Raw genomic sequence first — 16864 nt, 5'->3', positions numbered from 1 at the left:
AATCGGCCTTACTCTTCCGAGAGATCCTCGAAATGGGTCAGTTGCTTGAACAACCGAAAACGGCTTCTGATCTCTTCGTACTCCAGTGTCCGCAAACGGTCAAGGCTGAATTTTTCAACGGTGAATGAAGCCATAACGCTGCCGAAAACAATGGCCTGACGCAGATTGGCTTCCGAAAGATCCCCGGTCGCGGCCAGATAGCCCATGAACCCGCCGGCAAAGGTGTCTCCAGCACCGGTTGGATCGAAAACCGACTCCAGCGGGTAGGCCGGCGCGGCAAAAACCGTTTCGTCGCGAAACATGATCACACCGTATTCGCCACGCTTGACCACCAGGGTTCGCGGCCCCATATCGCGGATGATGCGCGCGGCCTTAACCAGGTTGGGTTCCCCGGCGAGCTGACGTGTCTCGGCATCATTGATGACGAGAAGGTCCACATTGGCCAGGGTTTCCACCAGCGCGTCACGCTTGCCTTCGATCCAGAAGTTCATGGTATCGCTGGCCACCAGACGCGGTTTTTTCACCTGCTTGAGTACCTGGAGCTGAAGCTCGGGATCGATATTGGCCAGAAACACGAATTCGGCATCCTCGAAGCCTGAGGGCAGTTCCGGCTTGAAGCTCTCGAAAACGTTCAGGCGGGTATCGAGGGTATGCGCTTCATTGAGATCGTACTCATAGCGACCTTTCCAACGAAAAGTGGATCCAGGGGCCCGCTGCAACCCTGCCAGGTTGATTTGGCGGGATTGCAGAAAATCGACATGCTCGGCAGGGAAGTCCTCTCCAACCACCGCCACCAGGTCGACACCAGTGAAAAAGCTGGCCGCGGTGGAAAAATAGGTGGCCGAGCCGCCCAGAACATCTTCAACCTGACCGAAAGGCGTTTGAACCGAGTCAAACGCGACAGATCCAACAACCAGAATACTCATAAAAACAACCTGTGCAAAAAGATGAAGAGCAGAATTCTCCCCATCAGGAATTAAAATAACGGCCCATAATGGGTTCAAGTTCCTTGCGGGTCTTTTCAGGGATCAGCGCCTTGTCCGTCATAATGGCGTATTGCAGGGCATCGGCGCAACCCCGGGTACACGGCGAAGCATCAAGACGAGAGGCTGACGCCTTGACGATATTTCGCGCCGTCGCCACATTTTTCTGAATGATTGCAATCACCGCCTCGACCGAAACGTCATCATGCCCCTCGTGCCAGCAGTCATAATCCGTCGCCAGAGCAATAGTGGCGTAACAGATCTCAGCTTCGCGAGCCAGGCGAGCCTCAGGGAGATTGGTCATGCCGATGATGTCAACGCCCCAGCTGCGATAAATGCGGGATTCGGCACGGGTGGAGAAATTGGGACCCTCAATGCACAGGTAAGTGCCGCCACGATGTACGTTGGCCCCTACGGATTTAGCGGATTCGCCCAGCACCGCAGCCAGGTCGGCGCAGACAGGGTCAGCGAACTGCACATGGCCGGTCACGCCGTTGCCGAAAAAAGTTGAAGCACGTTTGCCCTGGGTGCGGTCGAAGAACTGGTCGGGGATGACGATATGCCCCGGCTCGATATCTTCCCTCATGCTTCCCACGGCGGAGACAGAGATAATCCGTTCGACCCCCAGGGTCTTCATGCCGTAAATGTTAGCGCGATAATTGACCTCCGACGGCAGAAAGCGATGGCCGCGACCGTGGCGCGGCAGGAAAACCATCTTCACTCCGTCCAGAACACCGGTGATAAACGCATCGGACGGCGGACCGAAGGGAGTCTCGACATGAACCTCGCGCAGATCACTCAACCCTTCCATCTGGTACAGGCCGCTTCCGCCGATGACGCCAATAGTGGGACTGGTCATAAAAACATCCTCCAAAAATTGAATCAATTGTCGACCCCAAAAGGGATCGCAGAGCTGTTGTTGTCAATCCTGGTTGGCAGCTTCTCTCTGCTGCTCCAGCCGGCCCTTGAGCTGACCGCAGGCCGCCGAGATATCGGCTCCCTTGCTGGCCCGCCGGATCGCGACGATATCCCGATCGAGCAGATAGGTCTGAAACGCGCGAACGGCCTTCTCCTCAGGCGGCTTGAACGGTGAACCCTCATAGGCATTGAAAGGGATCAGGTTCACTTTTGCCTTGATGCCATGCAGCAGCTTGACCAGACGCTTTGCATCGGCCTGCGAATCATTGAGCCCCTCCATCAGGATATACTCAAAGGTGATGCGCCCTCGGGGCGGCAGGGGGAATCCACGGCAGGCCGCCATGAGCTGCTCAAGAGGATAGCGCTGATTGACCGGCATTAACCGGTGGCGCAACTCATCTGTGGTGGCATTCAAGGACACCGCCAGGTTGACCCGGATGCGCCGACCCAGTTCCTTCATCTCCGGTATCAGGCCGCAGGTGGAAACGGTGATTTTACGTGGGCTGTAATCGAAGCCCTCATGTGCAAAGAGAATTTTCAGGGCCGTGACAACATTGTCCAGGTTATGCAGCGGCTCCCCCATCCCCATGAACACGATATTGTGAATCGGACCGTCCTTCAAGGCCGCGCAAACCTGGTTAACAATCTCTGAGGAACTCAAATTGCGGGTCAGGCCGAAACTGCCGGTCAGACAGAACCGGCACTGCATGGCGCACCCCACCTGACTTGAGATGCACAGCGTATCGCGTCCGCCTTCCATGGGAATACGAACGCTCTCGACGGTCTGGCCGTCATGAAGGCGCAGCAGATACTTGCAGGTTCCGTCGCTGCTGACATCGGCCGTCTCGACGGGGAGGCTCGAGATGCAGGCGCGGCGTTCCAGCTCTTCCCGAAACGCTTTGGACAAGTCCGTCATCTGCGCAAAGGAGTCGACGCCTTTGCGATAGAGCCAGCCGAAGATCTGGCGCGCGCGGAAGGCCTCCTTCCCCATGCCGGCGAGAAAAGCCGTTAATTGTTCAAGGTCTAAATTTTTGATGTCGACGCGGGTGTCGTCACAGGCCATAAATGTTCACTTTCGTGGGCCGGAAAAAATTCTGCCGCCATTCAGAAACAGCAAAGCCCTTCGGGATTGTACCCAAAGGGCTTTGACTTCACAAGGTCTGACTTTTGGTAACTTCTTATAAATCCTGGATCAGGCCAGCAGCTCGAGACCGGAAAAGAAGTAGGGGATTTCGAAAGCAGCCGTCTCGGGCGCGTCGGAACCATGGGTCGCGTTCTCGCCGATATTGCTGCCGAATTCCTTGCGCAGGGTACCATCAGCGGCTTCAGCCGGGTTTGTGGCGCCCATCAGGTCGCGCCATTTCTTGATGGCGCCCTCGGCTTCCAGCACCATCACCACACAGGGGCCGCTGCTCATGAAGTCGGTCAGCTCACCGAAAAAGGGGCGCTCTTTATGCACATAGTAGAACCCTTCGGCTTCGACCTTGCTCATGTAGAGTTTTTTCAGACCGACAATCTTAAACCCTTCGTCATAGATGCGGGCAATGATCTTGCCGGCATTGCCGGCGGCGAAGGCATCGGGCTTAATGATGGCGAATGTTCTTTCCATTATGGTGACTCCTTTGGTGTCGTGTTATGTCGATGTCGAATGATTCACGCAAAAACGTGGCGTTATTTAGCACTGACCGACACGGATGTCAAGGATTCAGGCGGAAAGACCGACCAGGCCGGAAACGCAAAAAGCCTCCGACTGAGGCTTCGGAGGCTTTTTGCGTTCTACTGACAGATGGTTATACCGCGTCTTAGCAGCCCATCAGCATAGCGCCACCCTTTTTAGGAGCAGATTTGGTTTTTTCCTTGGCTTTTTCTTTCTTCATCAAGGCTTTTTCCTGTTTTTCCTGAGCTTTCTCCTGGGCCGCTTCCTGTTTCTCTGCGGCCTTTTCCTTCTTTTCCAGGGCTTTCTGCTGAGCTGCTTCCTGCTTCTCAGCTGCCTTTTCCTTCATTGCCTGGGCATGCTCGGAAGCCTGATTCTGCACGGCGTTCTCAGGATAAGCCATTGCCGCACCTGCGCTGAACATCAGAACAATTGCCAGTACCATAACCTTTTTCATAATCATCATTCTCCTTTGTGAGATGTTTCGTTCATTTTCCCTGAAAAGGTCGAAAATACAACCGCCATCTATCGTCATGTCGAGCGATGTCGGGTATTTTTCGGAGCTCTTTTTGTTCTCAACTTCTTTGTATGTTCCTATTTCGCAGGCATAATTCCGGTTCGATCAATCCTCTTGAGAACCAGTGTGCGACACATTGCCTTTGGTCAGTGATGCTGCTGCTGAAATCTGTTCCGGCTTGCCGATCACCAGCAGAAGGTCGTTGGAATGGATCTGAATTTCGGCCTCCGGATTGGCAACGATGCCCGATTTGTTCTGCACTGCCAGTACTGTCACCCCGTAACTCTGACGCAGGTCGGTTTCAATAAGAGTTTTCCCGACTAACGGTGAATGGGAAGAAACCCGCAACGAGCTGATCTCCACGCCCGGCAACTGAAGATCGAGCTGATCGACCGCGCCGTGTTCAAGGGAAAGGCTGCGCAGCATCTGATAACCGTCTGCACGTACTTCAGCCACGAATTTTTCGATTTCTTCCTGCGGCACCAGGTATTTTCCGAGAATACGGGTGAAAATCTCCACCGAGGTTTCGAACTCTTCGGGGATGACTTCATTGGCTCCCAGTTCGTAAAGAGTTTTCATTTCAGAGGAATAGCGGGTCCGGGCAATAATATGAACCTTGGGATTCTCCTCCCGGACCACCGACACAACCTGGCGTGTGGCAACCGGGTCCGAGATGGCGATGACCACCACGCGGGCGCAATAAATGCCAAGCGGTTCAAGAACTTCCTCGCGTATCGCATCGCCAAAAAAAATCGGCTCTCCCTTGGCGCGCTCTTCACGCACCGTCTCCGGGTTCATCTCCAGAATAGCGTAATCGATCCCCGCCGCTCGCGCCGCCCGTGCAACGTTGCGTCCGTTGAGACCATAACCGATAATAATGATATGATCGTTGAAGGCGCCCAGCATGCACGGATGGTTGCGCGCCTCCTGTCTGCGCCCTTTGCCCTTTGGGCCTCCCCGCAAGCCCTCAACCAGGGTGGCAAAACGCGGGGCACCGGCAACAATGAAGGGAGTGGCGGCCATGGTCACCACCGCAACCGCCAGAAACATCTGGTAAGTCTGCCCGCTCAGCAGGCCATGATCCACCCCTGTTTTGCTCAGGATAAAGGAGAACTCGCCCACCTGGCTCAACCCCAGCCCCACCAGAATAACCGTGCGCAGTGGAAATCCCAACGACACCGTTGCCACTCCGGCAAGGATCGCCTTCAGCGTCAGGATTCCCATTGCGATCAGAAAAACGGTTCCTGGTTGAGCCAGCAGGAACTTGATATCGAACAGCATACCGATGGAAACGAAAAAAAGACTGGTGAAAATATCGCGAAAGGGCAGTATATTGCTCAAGGCATGATGACTGTATTCGGACTCGCTGATGATCAGGCCCGCCAGGAAGGCCCCGAGGGCGAAGGAGAGGCCGATACTGGAGGTCATCCAGGCAGTCGCCAGGCAGATAATGACGATGGTGAGCAGGAAGAGCTCACGGCTGCGGGTGCGTGCCACCTGATAAAGCAGAACCGGCACCACATAGCGGGCACAGAGATACACCAGAACCACCACGCCCAACCCTTTGGCCACCAGCAGCATCAACGACTCGCCGATGTCGCCAGTGCCGCCTGCCAGCATGGGAGTGATCAGCATCATGGGAACGACGATAATGTCCTGAAAGATCAGAATCGCCAGGGTGGTGCGGCCGTGGGGGGTATCGATCTCGGCGCGCTCCTGCAATAGCTTGAGCACAATCGCGGTACTGCTCAAGGCCATTAGAAAGCCAAGAAAGATGGCCGTTCCGCGATCAGCCCCCAGGCCAACCTCGATAAAATAAACGACCAAAAGTGTCGCGAACACCTGCAGAGAGCCAGCTAAAAGCACTGCCCTCTTGACCCGCAGCAGGTTTTTGAGTGAAAACTCTATGCCGATGGTGAACAGCAGCATCACCACGCCGATTTCGGCCAGCAGTTCAACTTCATGGACGGCTTTGATCAGCCCCAGCCCGTGAGGGCCGGCCACCACGCCGGTCAGCAGAAAGCCGACAATCGAGGGGATACGCAGCGTATGGCATACAAAAAGAACGGCCACCGCCAGACCGAAAATAACCGAGATATCGCCTAAAAGAGGAATTTCCATGTTTTCACCCTGTCAAAATCGTACAGCCCCCTTTTTCCGTCCCTGTGAACGGCGGAGAGCACTGCAAAAAAAATTAATGGTTTTGGTCCTTAACTTTAAAAGTGTCTTGTTTTTATTGTTGATTGTAGGTTGTTCAGTTCTTCTGCCAACCGTGGAGACTTGGGCGTGGCAGCCCCGATTAATGGAAGAGGCCCGACTTGAGGACAAAAAGCCGACGGTCGTCGGCTCCAATCGCGATTACATCCTCGGCAAAGGCGAAAACCTGGTTCATCTCGCCTACCGCTCCGGTATCGGCTATACCAACCTGGTGCGCGCCAATCCTGAGATCGATCCATGGATGCCTGCCGCCGGCCAGCGCATCACACTGCCCACCGCAGCCATCATACCACAGCCTCTGGAACCGGGGATTACCATAAACCTGGCTGAACTGCGCCTCTACCTGATCTGGGAACAGGAGGGACAGAAATATGTGCGGATCTACCCCATCGGCATCGGGCGCGAGGGGCGCGATACCCCCCTTGGGACCTACCGAGTCGCCAATCGCGCTGAAAATCCTTCCTGGACGCCGCCCCCTTCCATCCGCGCCCAGATGCCCGAGTTGCCGCCGGTTGTCGCGCCCGGCAGCGACAACCCTCTGGGCAGCCACTGGATCGGCCTCTCCGATCACAATTTGGGCATCCATGGCACCAATAAGCCGCATGGCGTCGGGCGGCGCATCAGCAGCGGATGCATCCGCCTCTATCCGCGCGATATCCAAGATCTCTATCACCGGGTGAGCGTCGGCCTCCCGGTCAGAATCATCAACGACCCGATCAAACTCGGCATCAAAGACGGACACCTCTACCTGGAGGTTCACTCCCTTGAAGGCATCGAGAAAGAAGCGGCTTTTCGCAGAGTGTGGGATCAGGCCGAAGTGGTCGGGGTTGAGCAGACCATTGATCGAGGCGCGGTGCAGGAGGCCTTACGGCGCGCCGACGGCCTGCCTGCCAGGGTTTCAGTCCCCAGGGAAATCGCAGACGCCAAAGCGCCGCGCTAGGACCTCACGCCGGTAGGAAAATATTTCCTGCAGTTTGGGCGCAACCAGAGCGCGACGAATGGGCTCAGCCAGTCTTCCCAACGGCAGGGCATAATGCACGACATCCTGCATTTCCACCCCCTGATCAACCGCGCGGAAAAGGTGCTGATGATGCCAGAAGCGGTAAGGGCCGAAGCGCTGCTCATCGACGAAAAAACGGGGTTCATCGGCGTGGGTGATCTCAGTGACCCAATCGATCGGAATCCCCATAACAGGCCGGATCCGATAGCTTATCATCATGCCGGCATGCATGTGCTCAGGCAGTTCGCTGGTCACCTGGAAATTGAGCCATGGCGGTGTGATCTCGCTCAGGTTTGCCGGGTCGGAGAAAAACCGCCAGCAGGTTTCGAGTTCAACGGGGAAGGATTGAACATAATGCAGGCAATGCAGTTTCATGACGCACTATCGCCTTGAATCGCATTTTTTTGCGCCTGCTCTGCAATGGCCTTGATCTTCCCGCCAAAAGCGGCCCCGTGCAACGGCGCCACCAGGTACCAGTAAAGAATCCCTGCCAAGCCGCGTGGCATAAAGCGAAGGATCTGCCGCACTTCCGTTTTCCCCTGCCCCGCATCACGAACAGCGTACTCCATTGTTGCAGCGCCGGGCAGTTTCATCTCGGCCAGCAGAAAAAGCCGGGATGGCGGCTCAGCGTCGACGACCCGCCAGAAGTCAATCACATCACCGGGGCGCACTTCATCCACAGTTGGACCGCCGCGTCCTGATCCGATGCCGCCGACCAAGCGGTCTGCAAATCCGCGCAGGCGCCATAGCCAGCCGCTCGACGCTTCAGAATGGAGGGTTGCCCGCCACACCTGCTCAGGCGAAGCTTGAACCGAGATTCGGCGCTGGTCCTCGAACACTGTCCCCCCGGCCCACTGCGGATCGTGCTCCAGGGCCCACTCCACCGGCGGGGTCTGCCCCGCGTCCGTCCAGCGGCTCTCCATGCACCGTTGCGAATTCTCCAGGGCCAGGCGGATGGCGGTGCGGCAGTCGAGCAACTCCTGCGGGATCAGGTCACGAATGCGGTGATCCCGGCACACCACTTCGTTGCGCAGCCCTTCCGCCAGGGGCCGGGCGATGGACGCCGGCACCGGGGTGACCAGGTGAATCCAGTAGGAGCTCAGGCGCGGCGTCAGCACCGGGACGGGAATCACCCAGCGGCGACGCAGCCCGGCTTCTTCGGCATAGATCTCCATCAGGCGCCGATAGGTCACAATTTCGGGCTGACCAATGTCGAAAGTCTCTCCAGAGGCCTCGGGAATCTCAAGGCAGCCGACCAGATAATTGAGGACATTGCGAACGGCAATGGGCTGACAGGGCGTGTCCACCCAGCGAGGTGTGACCATGACTGGCAGGCGATCCACCAGGTAGCGAAGGATCTCAAACGAGGCGCTGCCGGAGCCGATAATCATCGCAGCCCGCAGAACGGTCACTGGGACGGGTCCCTCACGCAGCACCCGGGCCACCTCGGCGCGAGAGCGAAGGTGAGGGCTGAGATTTGAATCCTCATCTCCCAGGCCGCTGAGGTAGATAATCTGTGCCAGCTCTGCATCAGCCGCCGCCTTCGCCATGTTGCCCGCGGCAATACGATCAGCCTGCGCAAAGTCTTTGGCCTGGGGGTTCATGGAATGAACCAGATAATAGGCGGCACGGCACCCCTGGGCAGCCTTCTGCAGGGATTCCAGGTCGAACACATCGGCCTGGACAACTTCGAGGCGTTCATTCCCGGCCCAGGATCTCCCGCGCAATTTTGAAGGGGTGCGGACGGCAACCCGGACGTGGAGGCCTTTTTCGAGCAGGCGCGGCACCAGTCGGCCACCGATATAACCTGTTGCGCCGGTCACCAACACCGGCGCGCAATCGCTCTTCGCCACGCCCATAGGTTCACCTCATCCTGATGACAGACTTAAAAAGCCCCGTTTCCGGGGCTTTTTTTTGAGCTCAAACAGATTTTCGATTATTTCTGCAGGGTCATTTCAAAAGCCTTGGTCGCTTTGTCGGCAGCACTCTTGGCTTCAGACGCGCTGCCTGATGCAGCACGGGCGGAGCGCTCTGCACTTTGAGCCGACTGCTCGGCCTGTTGGGCAGCGGCTTCCGCACGGGAGGCGGCATCCTGTGCCGACTCGTTGGCGGCTTTGGCCTCGCGGGCCGCAGCAATTGCTTCGTTAAACAGGTTCTCATCTTCCGGTTCGATCGCCATATAGGGCGAACAGCCGGCCATTCCCGCAGCAAAAACGCCTGCGACAACCAGGGTTGTAATTTTACGCATAAAATCCTCCTTTGTGTGTTATCGGGGCAAAAGCATGAATTCACAAATGGCACAAGAACCGATCGATCGCCCCATTAATTCACGATGATCACAATTATTCCACAAATTTACAGCACTTCAACAATAAATCCAAAGAAAGAAATATTTCAAGGACCAAAAAAAAATCTCACAGGTCCGGCTGTTTTATTTCCGAAGAAATTCGACGACTTTTCTCAAAGCCTGACCGCGATGGCTGAGGCGGTTTTTCGTTTCCATGGCAAGCTCAGCGAGTGTTTTGCCGTATTCCGGAACCAGAAAGAGGGGATCATAGCCGAAACCGCCCGCGCCCCGTCCCTGTTCGAGAATCAGGCCGTCGAGTCTGCCCTCAAACAGGTTGCACTCCCCCGAAGGGATGCAATGGGCCATGACGCAGCGAAAGGTCGCCCTGCGCGGCGCGGCGACGGTCTTTAATTTTTCCAGCAACCTGCTGTTGTTATCGGCATCGGTGGCGTCAGGCCCGGCAAAACGAGCCGAAAAGATTCCAGGCTTCCCGCCCAGGGCTTCGACCTCGAGCCCTGAATCATCCGCCAGGGCAGGCTGTCCGGTCGCCTGCGCAACGACCTGGGCTTTTTTTCGCGCATTGGCGGCGAAACTGTCGCCGTCCTCGACAATCTCCCCGATGGTTTCAAAGGCGTCGAGCCCCACGACCTCAATCCCCACATCGGACAAGAGATGTCTGATTTCGCGAAGCTTGCCGGAATTTCGGGTGGCAACCACCAGTGTCGAAGTCATAATTTATGCCTCCAGGGCCCGCTGCTGCAGGGAGGTCAGATCTGCACAGCCCTTCATCGCCAGATCCCGCAGAGCATCTAACTCCTCTGCCGTAAAGGGTTCCTCTTCCGCAGTCCCCTGCACTTCAACGAAACGTCCGGAACTGGTGATCACAAAGTTCATGTCGACCTGGGCCTGAAAATCCTCCTGGTAATCGAGATCGAGCAGCGGCACGCCCACCACCACCCCGACACTGACGGCCGCAACGCTTTCTATAATGGGCATGCGCTCGATCAGGCCCTTCTCCAGCAATCCGGACAAGGCATCGTGCAGGGCGACATAAGCACCGGTGATGGAAGCGGTCCGGGTGCCGCCGTCGGCCTGCAATACATCGCAGTCGATCTTGATGGTCCGTTCGCCCAGTCCCTCCAGATCAACCACCGCACGCAGAGAACGACCGATCAACCGTTGGATTTCGTGGGTTCGACCGCCGATCTTGCCCCGTGCCGCCTCCCTAGGACTGCGCGTCTGAGTGGCGCGCGGCAGCATACTGTATTCGGCGGTTACCCAGCCGCGCCCTTCACCACGCATGAACGGGGGCACATTCTCTTCAACGGAGGCATTGCATAAAACACGGGTCTCGCCAAAGGAAACAAGGACGGAACCTTCCGCGTAACGGGTAAAGCCCCTCTCGAAAATGACGGGGCGTAATTGGTCGGGGGTGCGTTCGTAAGAACGTTCAAAATTCAACATCAGGGTGCTTTCTCCTCGGTTTTTCGAATAAAATTCTGCAGGCCGTCATAAAGCGCCTGAGCGATAGTCTCGCGACCGGCATCCGTCACCAGCCGCGCATGATCCTTTGTATTGGTGAGATATCCCAGCTCGACCAGAACGGTAGGGAGGTTGCCGCGCCCGAGAGCCGGCAGCGCGGCCTGGTAAATGCCGCTTGTTTCAATCCCCGCAGCTTCCAGGCTCTGCTGTATATGACGGGCAAGCCGCATGCTGTCCCCGCGCTCCGCATCGATGCGTTCGCCCTCGAATTCCTCCTGCGGTCGCACGATCAGGGCGGCTCCATCGACAGACACATCCCAGGAGGCTTGGGCATGAAGGATAAGCAGAGCATCGACCTCCTCTTTCAGAGCAGGCTCCAGCCGCTGAGCAGGCGTAACCGCGTAATCGCCATCACGGCTGAGATAGACCGGAACCCCCAGCCGCATTTTGGTAATTTTAGCCAACTGCCGAGCGGTCGCGAGTGCCACCTCTTTTTCCTGGACCCCGTCGAGACCGATGGTGCCGGTATCAAAGCCGCCATGGCCGGGGTCGAGCGCAAGGGCCCGAAGCCTGGCCGAGTTGGAGGAAGACGCCTCCCGGCGCAGCAGCATGGCGAACAGCCGGTCCAGAGTCCCAGGCTCCTCCTCTTCAACCTCCTCGCGCGAGGTCAGATTGCGATAGTAGATCGGGGTGCGGATCAGGTCGGGCAGATGACGGGTGACAAACTCTTCAGGCACCCGCAGGCGATTGTCGATAAACCGCGGCTTGCGGTTCAGGGGGCGATAGCTTCCATCAACCTTCACGAACTGGCTGCCCGGGGCGATAACAACGCTGCCGCGCGGACTATCGAAACGGTAAACGTGCTTGACACTGTCCCATTCGCCGCTGCGGTCCACCGCCGCGAGAACATCCTCGATGGCCACGAAAAAGGTCTGATCCTGCCAGTAGACCTCATCAATGACCTTGGGCGACTGCCCTTCAGGCGCCAGTTCCACTACAGCCTGCGCTACGGAGCTGGTCAAAACCGCAAAAAAAAGCAACAGGATCAGTTGGACATACCGCATACACCTCTCCTTCACCTGATCTGCAACGGGATGCGCACTTTCCCCTGTAGGGAGGGGGCATTTGCAGACCAAAGCACAATCTTATACATCAAGGTCCGGAGGAGTGTCAATTTACGTTCAGCAACTCCAGTGCTGACGCATGAAGCGATGACCCGCGCCTGTGCTCAACGCCTCGGCGGGAAATTTGAGGCGTAATGCTGTCCGAATGACCCCAGAGACATCTGCCCCAGGGTGGGCGGAGCTTCTCACGTGCTGTTTTCCCTGATTCAGGGCGTACCTACCCCTTCGCCTGCGGCGATAGGTGTGGTTGACCCTCTTTTATGTCAGCCGTAACTGGAAAGGGGCAGCAATCTGCTCGCGGATCCACGCCTGATTGAGCCACGGACTCGCTATCGTTTCGCGTACCAAGCGGATCAATCCCCGCACCCCGGTCTCCCGAATGATTCTGGCGATCTTTTCCGAATACCTCGCCATGATGTTGAACATGTGCCCCAATTGCATCAGATAATGGAAACCCTTCATCGCGTTCCAATCATGGCTAAAACAGTGCTCGTATTGGTAGCCGTGGTGCTTCTCTACCAGGAAGCCTGTTTCGACCCCCCAGCGCGAGCGTGCGCCCAGATTGCACCGCTCGTGGAGGTTCCATCGGTCGAGGGGCTCACTCGATAGCCAGAGGTGCCGGCTGGTCTTTTCCACCACGTCGCACCCCTGGTTGCCAATCTCTTGCCAGCTCTCCAGACATTCGACGACGTTTACGATCTCCCGCTTCCTGCCGTTCGCCCCGAAGCTGTACTCTATCCTGTTTGCCCATCTGAAACGCTGCTGCCTGCCGCCCCAGGTTTGAAAATGCCGGTTCTTCGGCTCAAGCCGTGCCAGGGCCTGAAATTCCTTCACCGTGCTCGGCAAGGCGTCATCCTTCAGCACGATCATGTACTGCCATTTGTTCCGGCGGCACAGCTCCATGACTGGCCCGTTCGCATAGAGCCCGTCCAGCAACAACATGATCCGCAGCGCCGGAAACGCCTCTTTGAGCCTCGCAGCCAATCGATAAAAAGCTTTCAGCTCGCAGTCCTGCTTGCTCCTGTGCGAATCTCCTTGCGTATGGCACAGGAACTCGCTCATCAAGGGAATGCTCATCCCGCCGGAAAAGGCGAGATTCGCCTGCAGGACATAGACGTAGTACTGCGTCTGCTCCGCGCTCTGCCCTCTATTGAACGTGCGTTGCAGGCATTCTTCGTCCCAAAGCCAGCCGCGCGCCATCTTCTGCGTACCGTCTACCGCAACGGGATAGCAATTATTGACCAAGTATCGGGAAAACTTCTTGTTTCGTATCCACTTCCGGATCAATTCCAGCTGTACCGACGCGATCTGGTCCACCTCGATTTGTGACAATACCCTCTTGAGGGTGTCATGGTGGGGGGTCTCTTCGAGTTCGGGAAACAGGGCCTTCAGGTTCTCCCAGAGCATCGGACGGCTCATTTCCCTGGTCACCTCCCGCGAGGATGCCATCTGCAGCACGAACGACAGAATTCCCAACATCAGCAGCACGGATAGCTTGTGCTTGGTCTTCTTCGCGGTTCTCGGATCCGGTATCGCCGACAATCGCCTCAAAAGCACCGGCAACTGGCCGCGAAACACCTTGAGCTGCTCCCAGGCCGCCTCGTTGCGGGCAAGACCCTCCTCCTCCACGCTTTTATAGCCGCTCTTGCGGTTGGCGATCGTGGCGTGGGAGGCCCTCTTCAACCCCTCTTCTTCCTGCTTGCGTCCGAGTTCCTTCTGCGCGCGTTTTCTCTGCCTTGCCTTCGCCTTGATCTCTTCGCGGTTCGCACGGCGGCTCGCTTTGCCCATGGCGCCACCCCCTGCCTGCTACGAGCAAAGCGCGCCGCGGAAATCTCCCGCAAGCGGCTTCACGAAGATCTTCTTGGGGGTCGTGCTGTAGCTCTTTCCCCTGCGCGCCAGACCTTGGCCGGTCGTCATCCCCAGGTACTGCCAGTTCGCTGCCAGATAACAGGTCCCTGCATAAAGCTCAGGGTCCACGAACGTTTCCAACAGCAGCGGCCGATATCCCCAACGTTTGTGCCAATCGTCCCCGATGCGCCTTGCCGCCTTCCCTAAGGTGTGGCTTGCCAGGTTTTTCACCTGTACCCAGGGAAACACCAGAAAACGGCTGTTGTTGATGACGAACCCCAGGTTCCTCAGTCGCTCATCCTTGCTCCAGCCGATAAAGCGATCCCGCTCCTGCAACGACTTCGCCGCGCCGCAAAACAGCAGACACCCCAAAAGCCCCCTCTCGCTCTCGATGAAGTAGCGTTGGAAACAGCCGATGGGAGGCGTGTACCCCAGGTAGTGATAGCGGCTCACATACTCGTTCCATAGATCGGCCGCATCCTTGCTGTCCGCCCCTGCCAGCCGAACCGGTCCGATCTCTGCGACGCTGCCTTTTACCGCCGTGGTCGCCTCCGTTCTGCGCGTCGGCTTCGGCTGCTTCTTCAGCCCCGCTCCCGGGGCGATGGTCCGCTTCCGCGGAAGCTTCAGCAATCCCTGCTGTTCGAGCTTCTCCAGTAGCTTCAGGCAGGCATCCCTCTTCAAACTCCCCGAAGCGGTGCGCCAATCCAGGTGCTCACAAATGGTAAATGCCAGTTCGAATCGGCTCAATCCTGAACATGTCGAAACCGTTTCCTGAATCGCCTCCACTTCTTCAGGTCCGATGGTTCTCCCGCAGTGAACCAGTTGCTTCCTCTCGTCTCTCATGGCGCAGCCTCCTGGGTGAAATCACAGTCATGCCACGCTACCTTAGCGAAAAGCCGAAGCGTTGTCTAGGGTTGTTTTGCGACAAAATATTTTAGAGTCCCCCCGGAGTAGCGCTGTTTATCGGCGTAGGGAATTTCATGCGTCAGCACTGCAGCAACTCAGATGTTACTCGGGCTGGGGATGGATTGAAATCCCACCAATGTTTCACAATGGTTGGGAGAGCGCTGCAAACGCTCCAGAAGGCGTTGCGTCAGACGTTCTTCCAGATCTCTTAAAGCATCCGGGTCGGCGGGCAGATCCGGCACCTGCCCCCCCGCAATCATGCCGTGACCGCCGGCGGTACCGAAACCTTCGACCACATGGCGCATCACTTCCCCGGCGTTGATCTCCTGAGACTGGGTACGAAAGGAGAGGACGCCGCTGTTTTTGTAAATTCCCAGGCCCAGCACCACATCAATTTCTTCGGCACGCATCAGGAAATCGGCCATTTCGGCGACAATTTCAGGATGGCTTATTTCAAACAGGTTGAACACCAGGACACCTTCGAATATGCGAGCATTGCTGATGGCTTTATTGAATACACGAAAATATTCCAGGGGAACCTTGGATTGAACGATATTGAACAGAATCCGGTTGTTGACCAGCGGAATCAGCTGCAGATAACTCTCCCGGTCAGCCCGGCACCACTCGCGACCCAGGTCCTGGGTTTCGGATTTGATAGCATAAAACAGCGCCGTCGCCAGCTTTGTGCTCATGGATATTTTCTGGGCGAGAAGGTATTCATGCAGGATGGTCGCGGAGGCGCCGTAATCCTCGCGAATGTCGACCCACCGGCAGCAGCGGCTGTTCTCCCGGACCGGGTGATGATCGATGACCAGATGAACCGGCTGATCCTCGGGACAGGAGTTGTTGCCGGTGCCGGGCTGAGTATCGACCATGCACACCACGTTGAAATGATTGAGATCCAGGGAATGAATAGGGGAACTCTTGATTTCCAGTTCCCTGACCATCTGGCGGTTCTCCCCTCGCCCGATCATGCCGCCGAAGGTGATCACCGCGTCCTGTCCGTTCTTGACCAGAAGCAGGTGGCGCAGAGCGGTTGCGGAGGCCAGAGAATCGGGATCGGGATTATCATGGGTGACAATCAGCACCCGCCCTTTTCCCTGGGCCCAACTGATAAACTGTTCAGAAAATTCCCGAGAGTGTGTCAGGTCGAGGGCCATGAACAGTAAGTCTCCTTGAACTGCGTTATGAAAGAAATCAGATCAGTTGAAGATCTGGAGCATCTACCTCGCGGGGGCGCAGCTTCCATGCTGAACAGTTTCGAGATCAGGAATCCTTCCGACCGAGGCGGTCGAAGATCCAGCTTACGGCGCCGCGCGGGGTGACGGCAGGCATCACGCCGGGGATATCGCGCCAGCCTCCCAGGGCGGTTACCGGTCGGCCCAGCTTCAATGCGATGGCGATCTCGGAGAGGGTGCCGTATTCGCCCTCCACCGCCACCAGGGCACGGGCGGTATGGGCAATAATGACATTGCGGGCGTGGCCCAGATCGGTCACGACCGGGAGGCTGACCCAGGGGTTGCCCTGATCGGCCTGGTCGCCGGGTAGAATGCCTATCGTCTGGCCGCCGGCTTCGATGCAGCCGCGGCAGGCTTCTTCCATCACTCCACCCATTCCGCCACACACCAGAACCGCATCGCGCCAGGCGATCAGGCGCCCGATTTCATAGGCCCACTGCCGGGCCTGCTCAGAGGCCTCACCGGCTCCGATCACTCCGATCATAAGTTTCCGTACCGACATGGTCGCGCTCCTGCAAATCGGCCGCCCGCCGCTTGAGCAGCAGGCTGTTGGTCACGACGGTGACACTGGAAAAAGCCATGGCCTGACGTATTCAGCACACCCGCCTTTTGCCCGCCAGCGGCGTTGCTGTGCTGCTTAAATGCTCACCTAACTGATGTATGCTGCGCTTCTGCGCTGCTCGCGCCTTG

Annotated in this window: 18 protein-coding genes; 1 reads left to right on the top strand and 17 read right to left on the bottom strand. The window is 57.2% G+C overall.

The window, feature by feature from the left end; all coding sequences use genetic code 11:
* Window positions 1-8: 8 nt before the first annotated feature.
* From GSUB_RS04675 to GSUB_RS04650, 6 genes are all read right to left on the bottom strand, one after another.
* On the bottom strand, window positions 9-926 hold the full coding sequence (locus tag GSUB_RS04675) for a PfkB family carbohydrate kinase (RefSeq protein WP_040199441.1): 918 nt from the start codon (window positions 924-926) through the stop codon (window positions 9-11).
* Between the two features lie 43 nt (window positions 927-969).
* Entirely contained in the window at window positions 970-1842 is an 873-nt protein-coding gene (gene mtnP / locus GSUB_RS04670) for an S-methyl-5'-thioadenosine phosphorylase (RefSeq protein ID WP_040199440.1), read from the bottom strand.
* A 63-nt stretch (window positions 1843-1905) separates the two neighbouring features.
* Window positions 1906-2964, bottom strand: coding sequence for a dual-specificity RNA methyltransferase RlmN (gene rlmN / locus GSUB_RS04665; protein ID WP_040199439.1), 1059 nt, complete (start codon window positions 2962-2964; stop codon window positions 1906-1908).
* A 129-nt stretch (window positions 2965-3093) separates the two neighbouring features.
* On the bottom strand, window positions 3094-3510 hold the full coding sequence (gene ndk / locus GSUB_RS04660) for a nucleoside-diphosphate kinase (RefSeq protein WP_040199437.1): 417 nt from the start codon (window positions 3508-3510) through the stop codon (window positions 3094-3096).
* A gap of 193 nt (window positions 3511-3703) precedes the next feature.
* Window positions 3704-4012 (bottom strand): hypothetical protein, encoded by a 309-nt coding sequence (locus GSUB_RS04655; protein ID WP_040199435.1) that lies wholly within the window; start codon window positions 4010-4012, stop codon window positions 3704-3706.
* A 165-nt stretch (window positions 4013-4177) separates the two neighbouring features.
* Window positions 4178-6193, bottom strand: coding sequence for a monovalent cation:proton antiporter family protein (locus tag GSUB_RS04650; protein WP_040199433.1), 2016 nt, complete (start codon window positions 6191-6193; stop codon window positions 4178-4180).
* Window positions 6194-6374: 181 nt separating this feature from the next.
* On the opposite strand from GSUB_RS04650, the gene GSUB_RS04645 reads away from it, so the two are divergent.
* Window positions 6375-7229: a L,D-transpeptidase family protein gene (locus tag GSUB_RS04645; protein ID WP_052464551.1), complete on the top strand. Its 855-nt coding sequence runs from the start codon at window positions 6375-6377 to the stop codon at window positions 7227-7229.
* Here GSUB_RS04645 and GSUB_RS04640 read toward each other — a convergent pair.
* The 11 genes from GSUB_RS04640 to GSUB_RS19865 form a co-directional block, all read right to left on the bottom strand.
* Window positions 7188-7664, bottom strand: a complete 477-nt coding sequence (locus tag GSUB_RS04640; RefSeq protein ID WP_040199431.1) for an SRPBCC family protein — start codon at window positions 7662-7664, stop codon at window positions 7188-7190. The two genes, GSUB_RS04645 and GSUB_RS04640, sit on opposite strands and share 42 nt — an antisense overlap.
* Entirely contained in the window at window positions 7661-9148 is a 1488-nt protein-coding gene (locus GSUB_RS04635; RefSeq protein WP_040199429.1) for an SDR family oxidoreductase, read from the bottom strand. Before GSUB_RS04635 ends, GSUB_RS04640 begins: the two co-directional genes overlap by 4 nt.
* A gap of 77 nt (window positions 9149-9225) precedes the next feature.
* Entirely contained in the window at window positions 9226-9537 is a 312-nt protein-coding gene (locus GSUB_RS04630) for a hypothetical protein (RefSeq protein WP_040199427.1), read from the bottom strand.
* Window positions 9538-9720: 183 nt separating this feature from the next.
* On the bottom strand, window positions 9721-10308 hold the full coding sequence (locus GSUB_RS04625) for an XTP/dITP diphosphatase (protein WP_040199426.1): 588 nt from the start codon (window positions 10306-10308) through the stop codon (window positions 9721-9723).
* 3 nt (window positions 10309-10311) lie between these two features.
* Entirely contained in the window at window positions 10312-11040 is a 729-nt protein-coding gene (gene rph / locus GSUB_RS04620; protein ID WP_040199425.1) for a ribonuclease PH, read from the bottom strand.
* A complete protein-coding gene (locus tag GSUB_RS04615; protein ID WP_040199423.1) occupies window positions 11040-12122 on the bottom strand; it encodes an N-acetylmuramoyl-L-alanine amidase family protein in 1083 nt (360 codons plus the stop codon). Before GSUB_RS04615 ends, rph begins: the two co-directional genes overlap by 1 nt.
* Window positions 12123-12440: 318 nt before the next feature.
* On the bottom strand, window positions 12441-13970 hold the full coding sequence (locus GSUB_RS04610; protein WP_052464355.1) for a transposase family protein: 1530 nt from the start codon (window positions 13968-13970) through the stop codon (window positions 12441-12443).
* Window positions 13971-13988: 18 nt separating this feature from the next.
* Window positions 13989-14873, bottom strand: coding sequence for a Druantia anti-phage system protein DruA (locus tag GSUB_RS04605; RefSeq protein ID WP_052464357.1), 885 nt, complete (start codon window positions 14871-14873; stop codon window positions 13989-13991).
* A gap of 158 nt (window positions 14874-15031) precedes the next feature.
* Window positions 15032-16096: a DHH family phosphoesterase gene (locus tag GSUB_RS04600; protein ID WP_052464549.1), complete on the bottom strand. Its 1065-nt coding sequence runs from the start codon at window positions 16094-16096 to the stop codon at window positions 15032-15034.
* A gap of 106 nt (window positions 16097-16202) precedes the next feature.
* Window positions 16203-16676 carry a TIGR00725 family protein gene (locus GSUB_RS04595; RefSeq protein ID WP_040199421.1) on the bottom strand — a complete coding sequence of 158 codons (474 nt, stop codon included), beginning with the start codon at window positions 16674-16676 and terminating at the stop codon, window positions 16203-16205.
* Complete coding sequence (locus GSUB_RS19865; RefSeq protein WP_268747561.1) at window positions 16633-16755, bottom strand: hypothetical protein; 123 nt, start codon at window positions 16753-16755, stop codon at window positions 16633-16635. The genes GSUB_RS04595 and GSUB_RS19865 overlap by 44 nt, the downstream gene beginning before the upstream one ends.
* Window positions 16756-16864: the final 109 nt, after the last annotated feature.

Source organism: Geoalkalibacter subterraneus (assembly GCF_000827125.1).
In the GTDB taxonomy this organism is placed as follows: Bacteria; Desulfobacterota; Desulfuromonadia; order Desulfuromonadales; family Geoalkalibacteraceae; genus Geoalkalibacter_A; species Geoalkalibacter_A subterraneus.
This window is presented reverse-complemented; position numbering and strand designations above follow the sequence as displayed.

Coding starts and splice junctions, on each gene's coding strand:
- GSUB_RS04655 (WP_040199435.1), bottom strand. CDS start 4,012: ATGAAAAAGGTTATGGTACTGGCAATTGTTCTGATGTTCAGCGCAGGT.
- rlmN (WP_040199439.1), bottom strand. CDS start 2,964: ATGGCCTGTGACGACACCCGCGTCGACATCAAAAATTTAGACCTTGAA.
- GSUB_RS04595 (WP_040199421.1), bottom strand. CDS start 16,676: ATGTCGGTACGGAAACTTATGATCGGAGTGATCGGAGCCGGTGAGGCC.
- GSUB_RS04640 (WP_040199431.1), bottom strand. CDS start 7,664: ATGAAACTGCATTGCCTGCATTATGTTCAATCCTTCCCCGTTGAACTC.
- GSUB_RS04605 (WP_052464357.1), bottom strand. CDS start 14,873: ATGAGAGACGAGAGGAAGCAACTGGTTCACTGCGGGAGAACCATCGGA.
- ndk (WP_040199437.1), bottom strand. CDS start 3,510: ATGGAAAGAACATTCGCCATCATTAAGCCCGATGCCTTCGCCGCCGGC.
- GSUB_RS04650 (WP_040199433.1), bottom strand. CDS start 6,193: ATGGAAATTCCTCTTTTAGGCGATATCTCGGTTATTTTCGGTCTGGCG.
- GSUB_RS04610 (WP_052464355.1), bottom strand. CDS start 13,970: ATGGGCAAAGCGAGCCGCCGTGCGAACCGCGAAGAGATCAAGGCGAAG.
- GSUB_RS04675 (WP_040199441.1), bottom strand. CDS start 926: ATGAGTATTCTGGTTGTTGGATCTGTCGCGTTTGACTCGGTTCAAACG.
- GSUB_RS04615 (WP_040199423.1), bottom strand. CDS start 12,122: ATGCGGTATGTCCAACTGATCCTGTTGCTTTTTTTTGCGGTTTTGACC.
- GSUB_RS04645 (WP_052464551.1), top strand. CDS start 6,375: ATGGAAGAGGCCCGACTTGAGGACAAAAAGCCGACGGTCGTCGGCTCC.
- mtnP (WP_040199440.1), bottom strand. CDS start 1,842: ATGACCAGTCCCACTATTGGCGTCATCGGCGGAAGCGGCCTGTACCAG.
- rph (WP_040199425.1), bottom strand. CDS start 11,040: ATGTTGAATTTTGAACGTTCTTACGAACGCACCCCCGACCAATTACGC.
- GSUB_RS04625 (WP_040199426.1), bottom strand. CDS start 10,308: ATGACTTCGACACTGGTGGTTGCCACCCGAAATTCCGGCAAGCTTCGC.
- GSUB_RS19865 (WP_268747561.1), bottom strand. CDS start 16,755: ATGGCTTTTTCCAGTGTCACCGTCGTGACCAACAGCCTGCTGCTCAAG.
- GSUB_RS04630 (WP_040199427.1), bottom strand. CDS start 9,537: ATGCGTAAAATTACAACCCTGGTTGTCGCAGGCGTTTTTGCTGCGGGA.
- GSUB_RS04600 (WP_052464549.1), bottom strand. CDS start 16,096: ATGGCCCTCGACCTGACACACTCTCGGGAATTTTCTGAACAGTTTATC.
- GSUB_RS04635 (WP_040199429.1), bottom strand. CDS start 9,148: ATGGGCGTGGCGAAGAGCGATTGCGCGCCGGTGTTGGTGACCGGCGCA.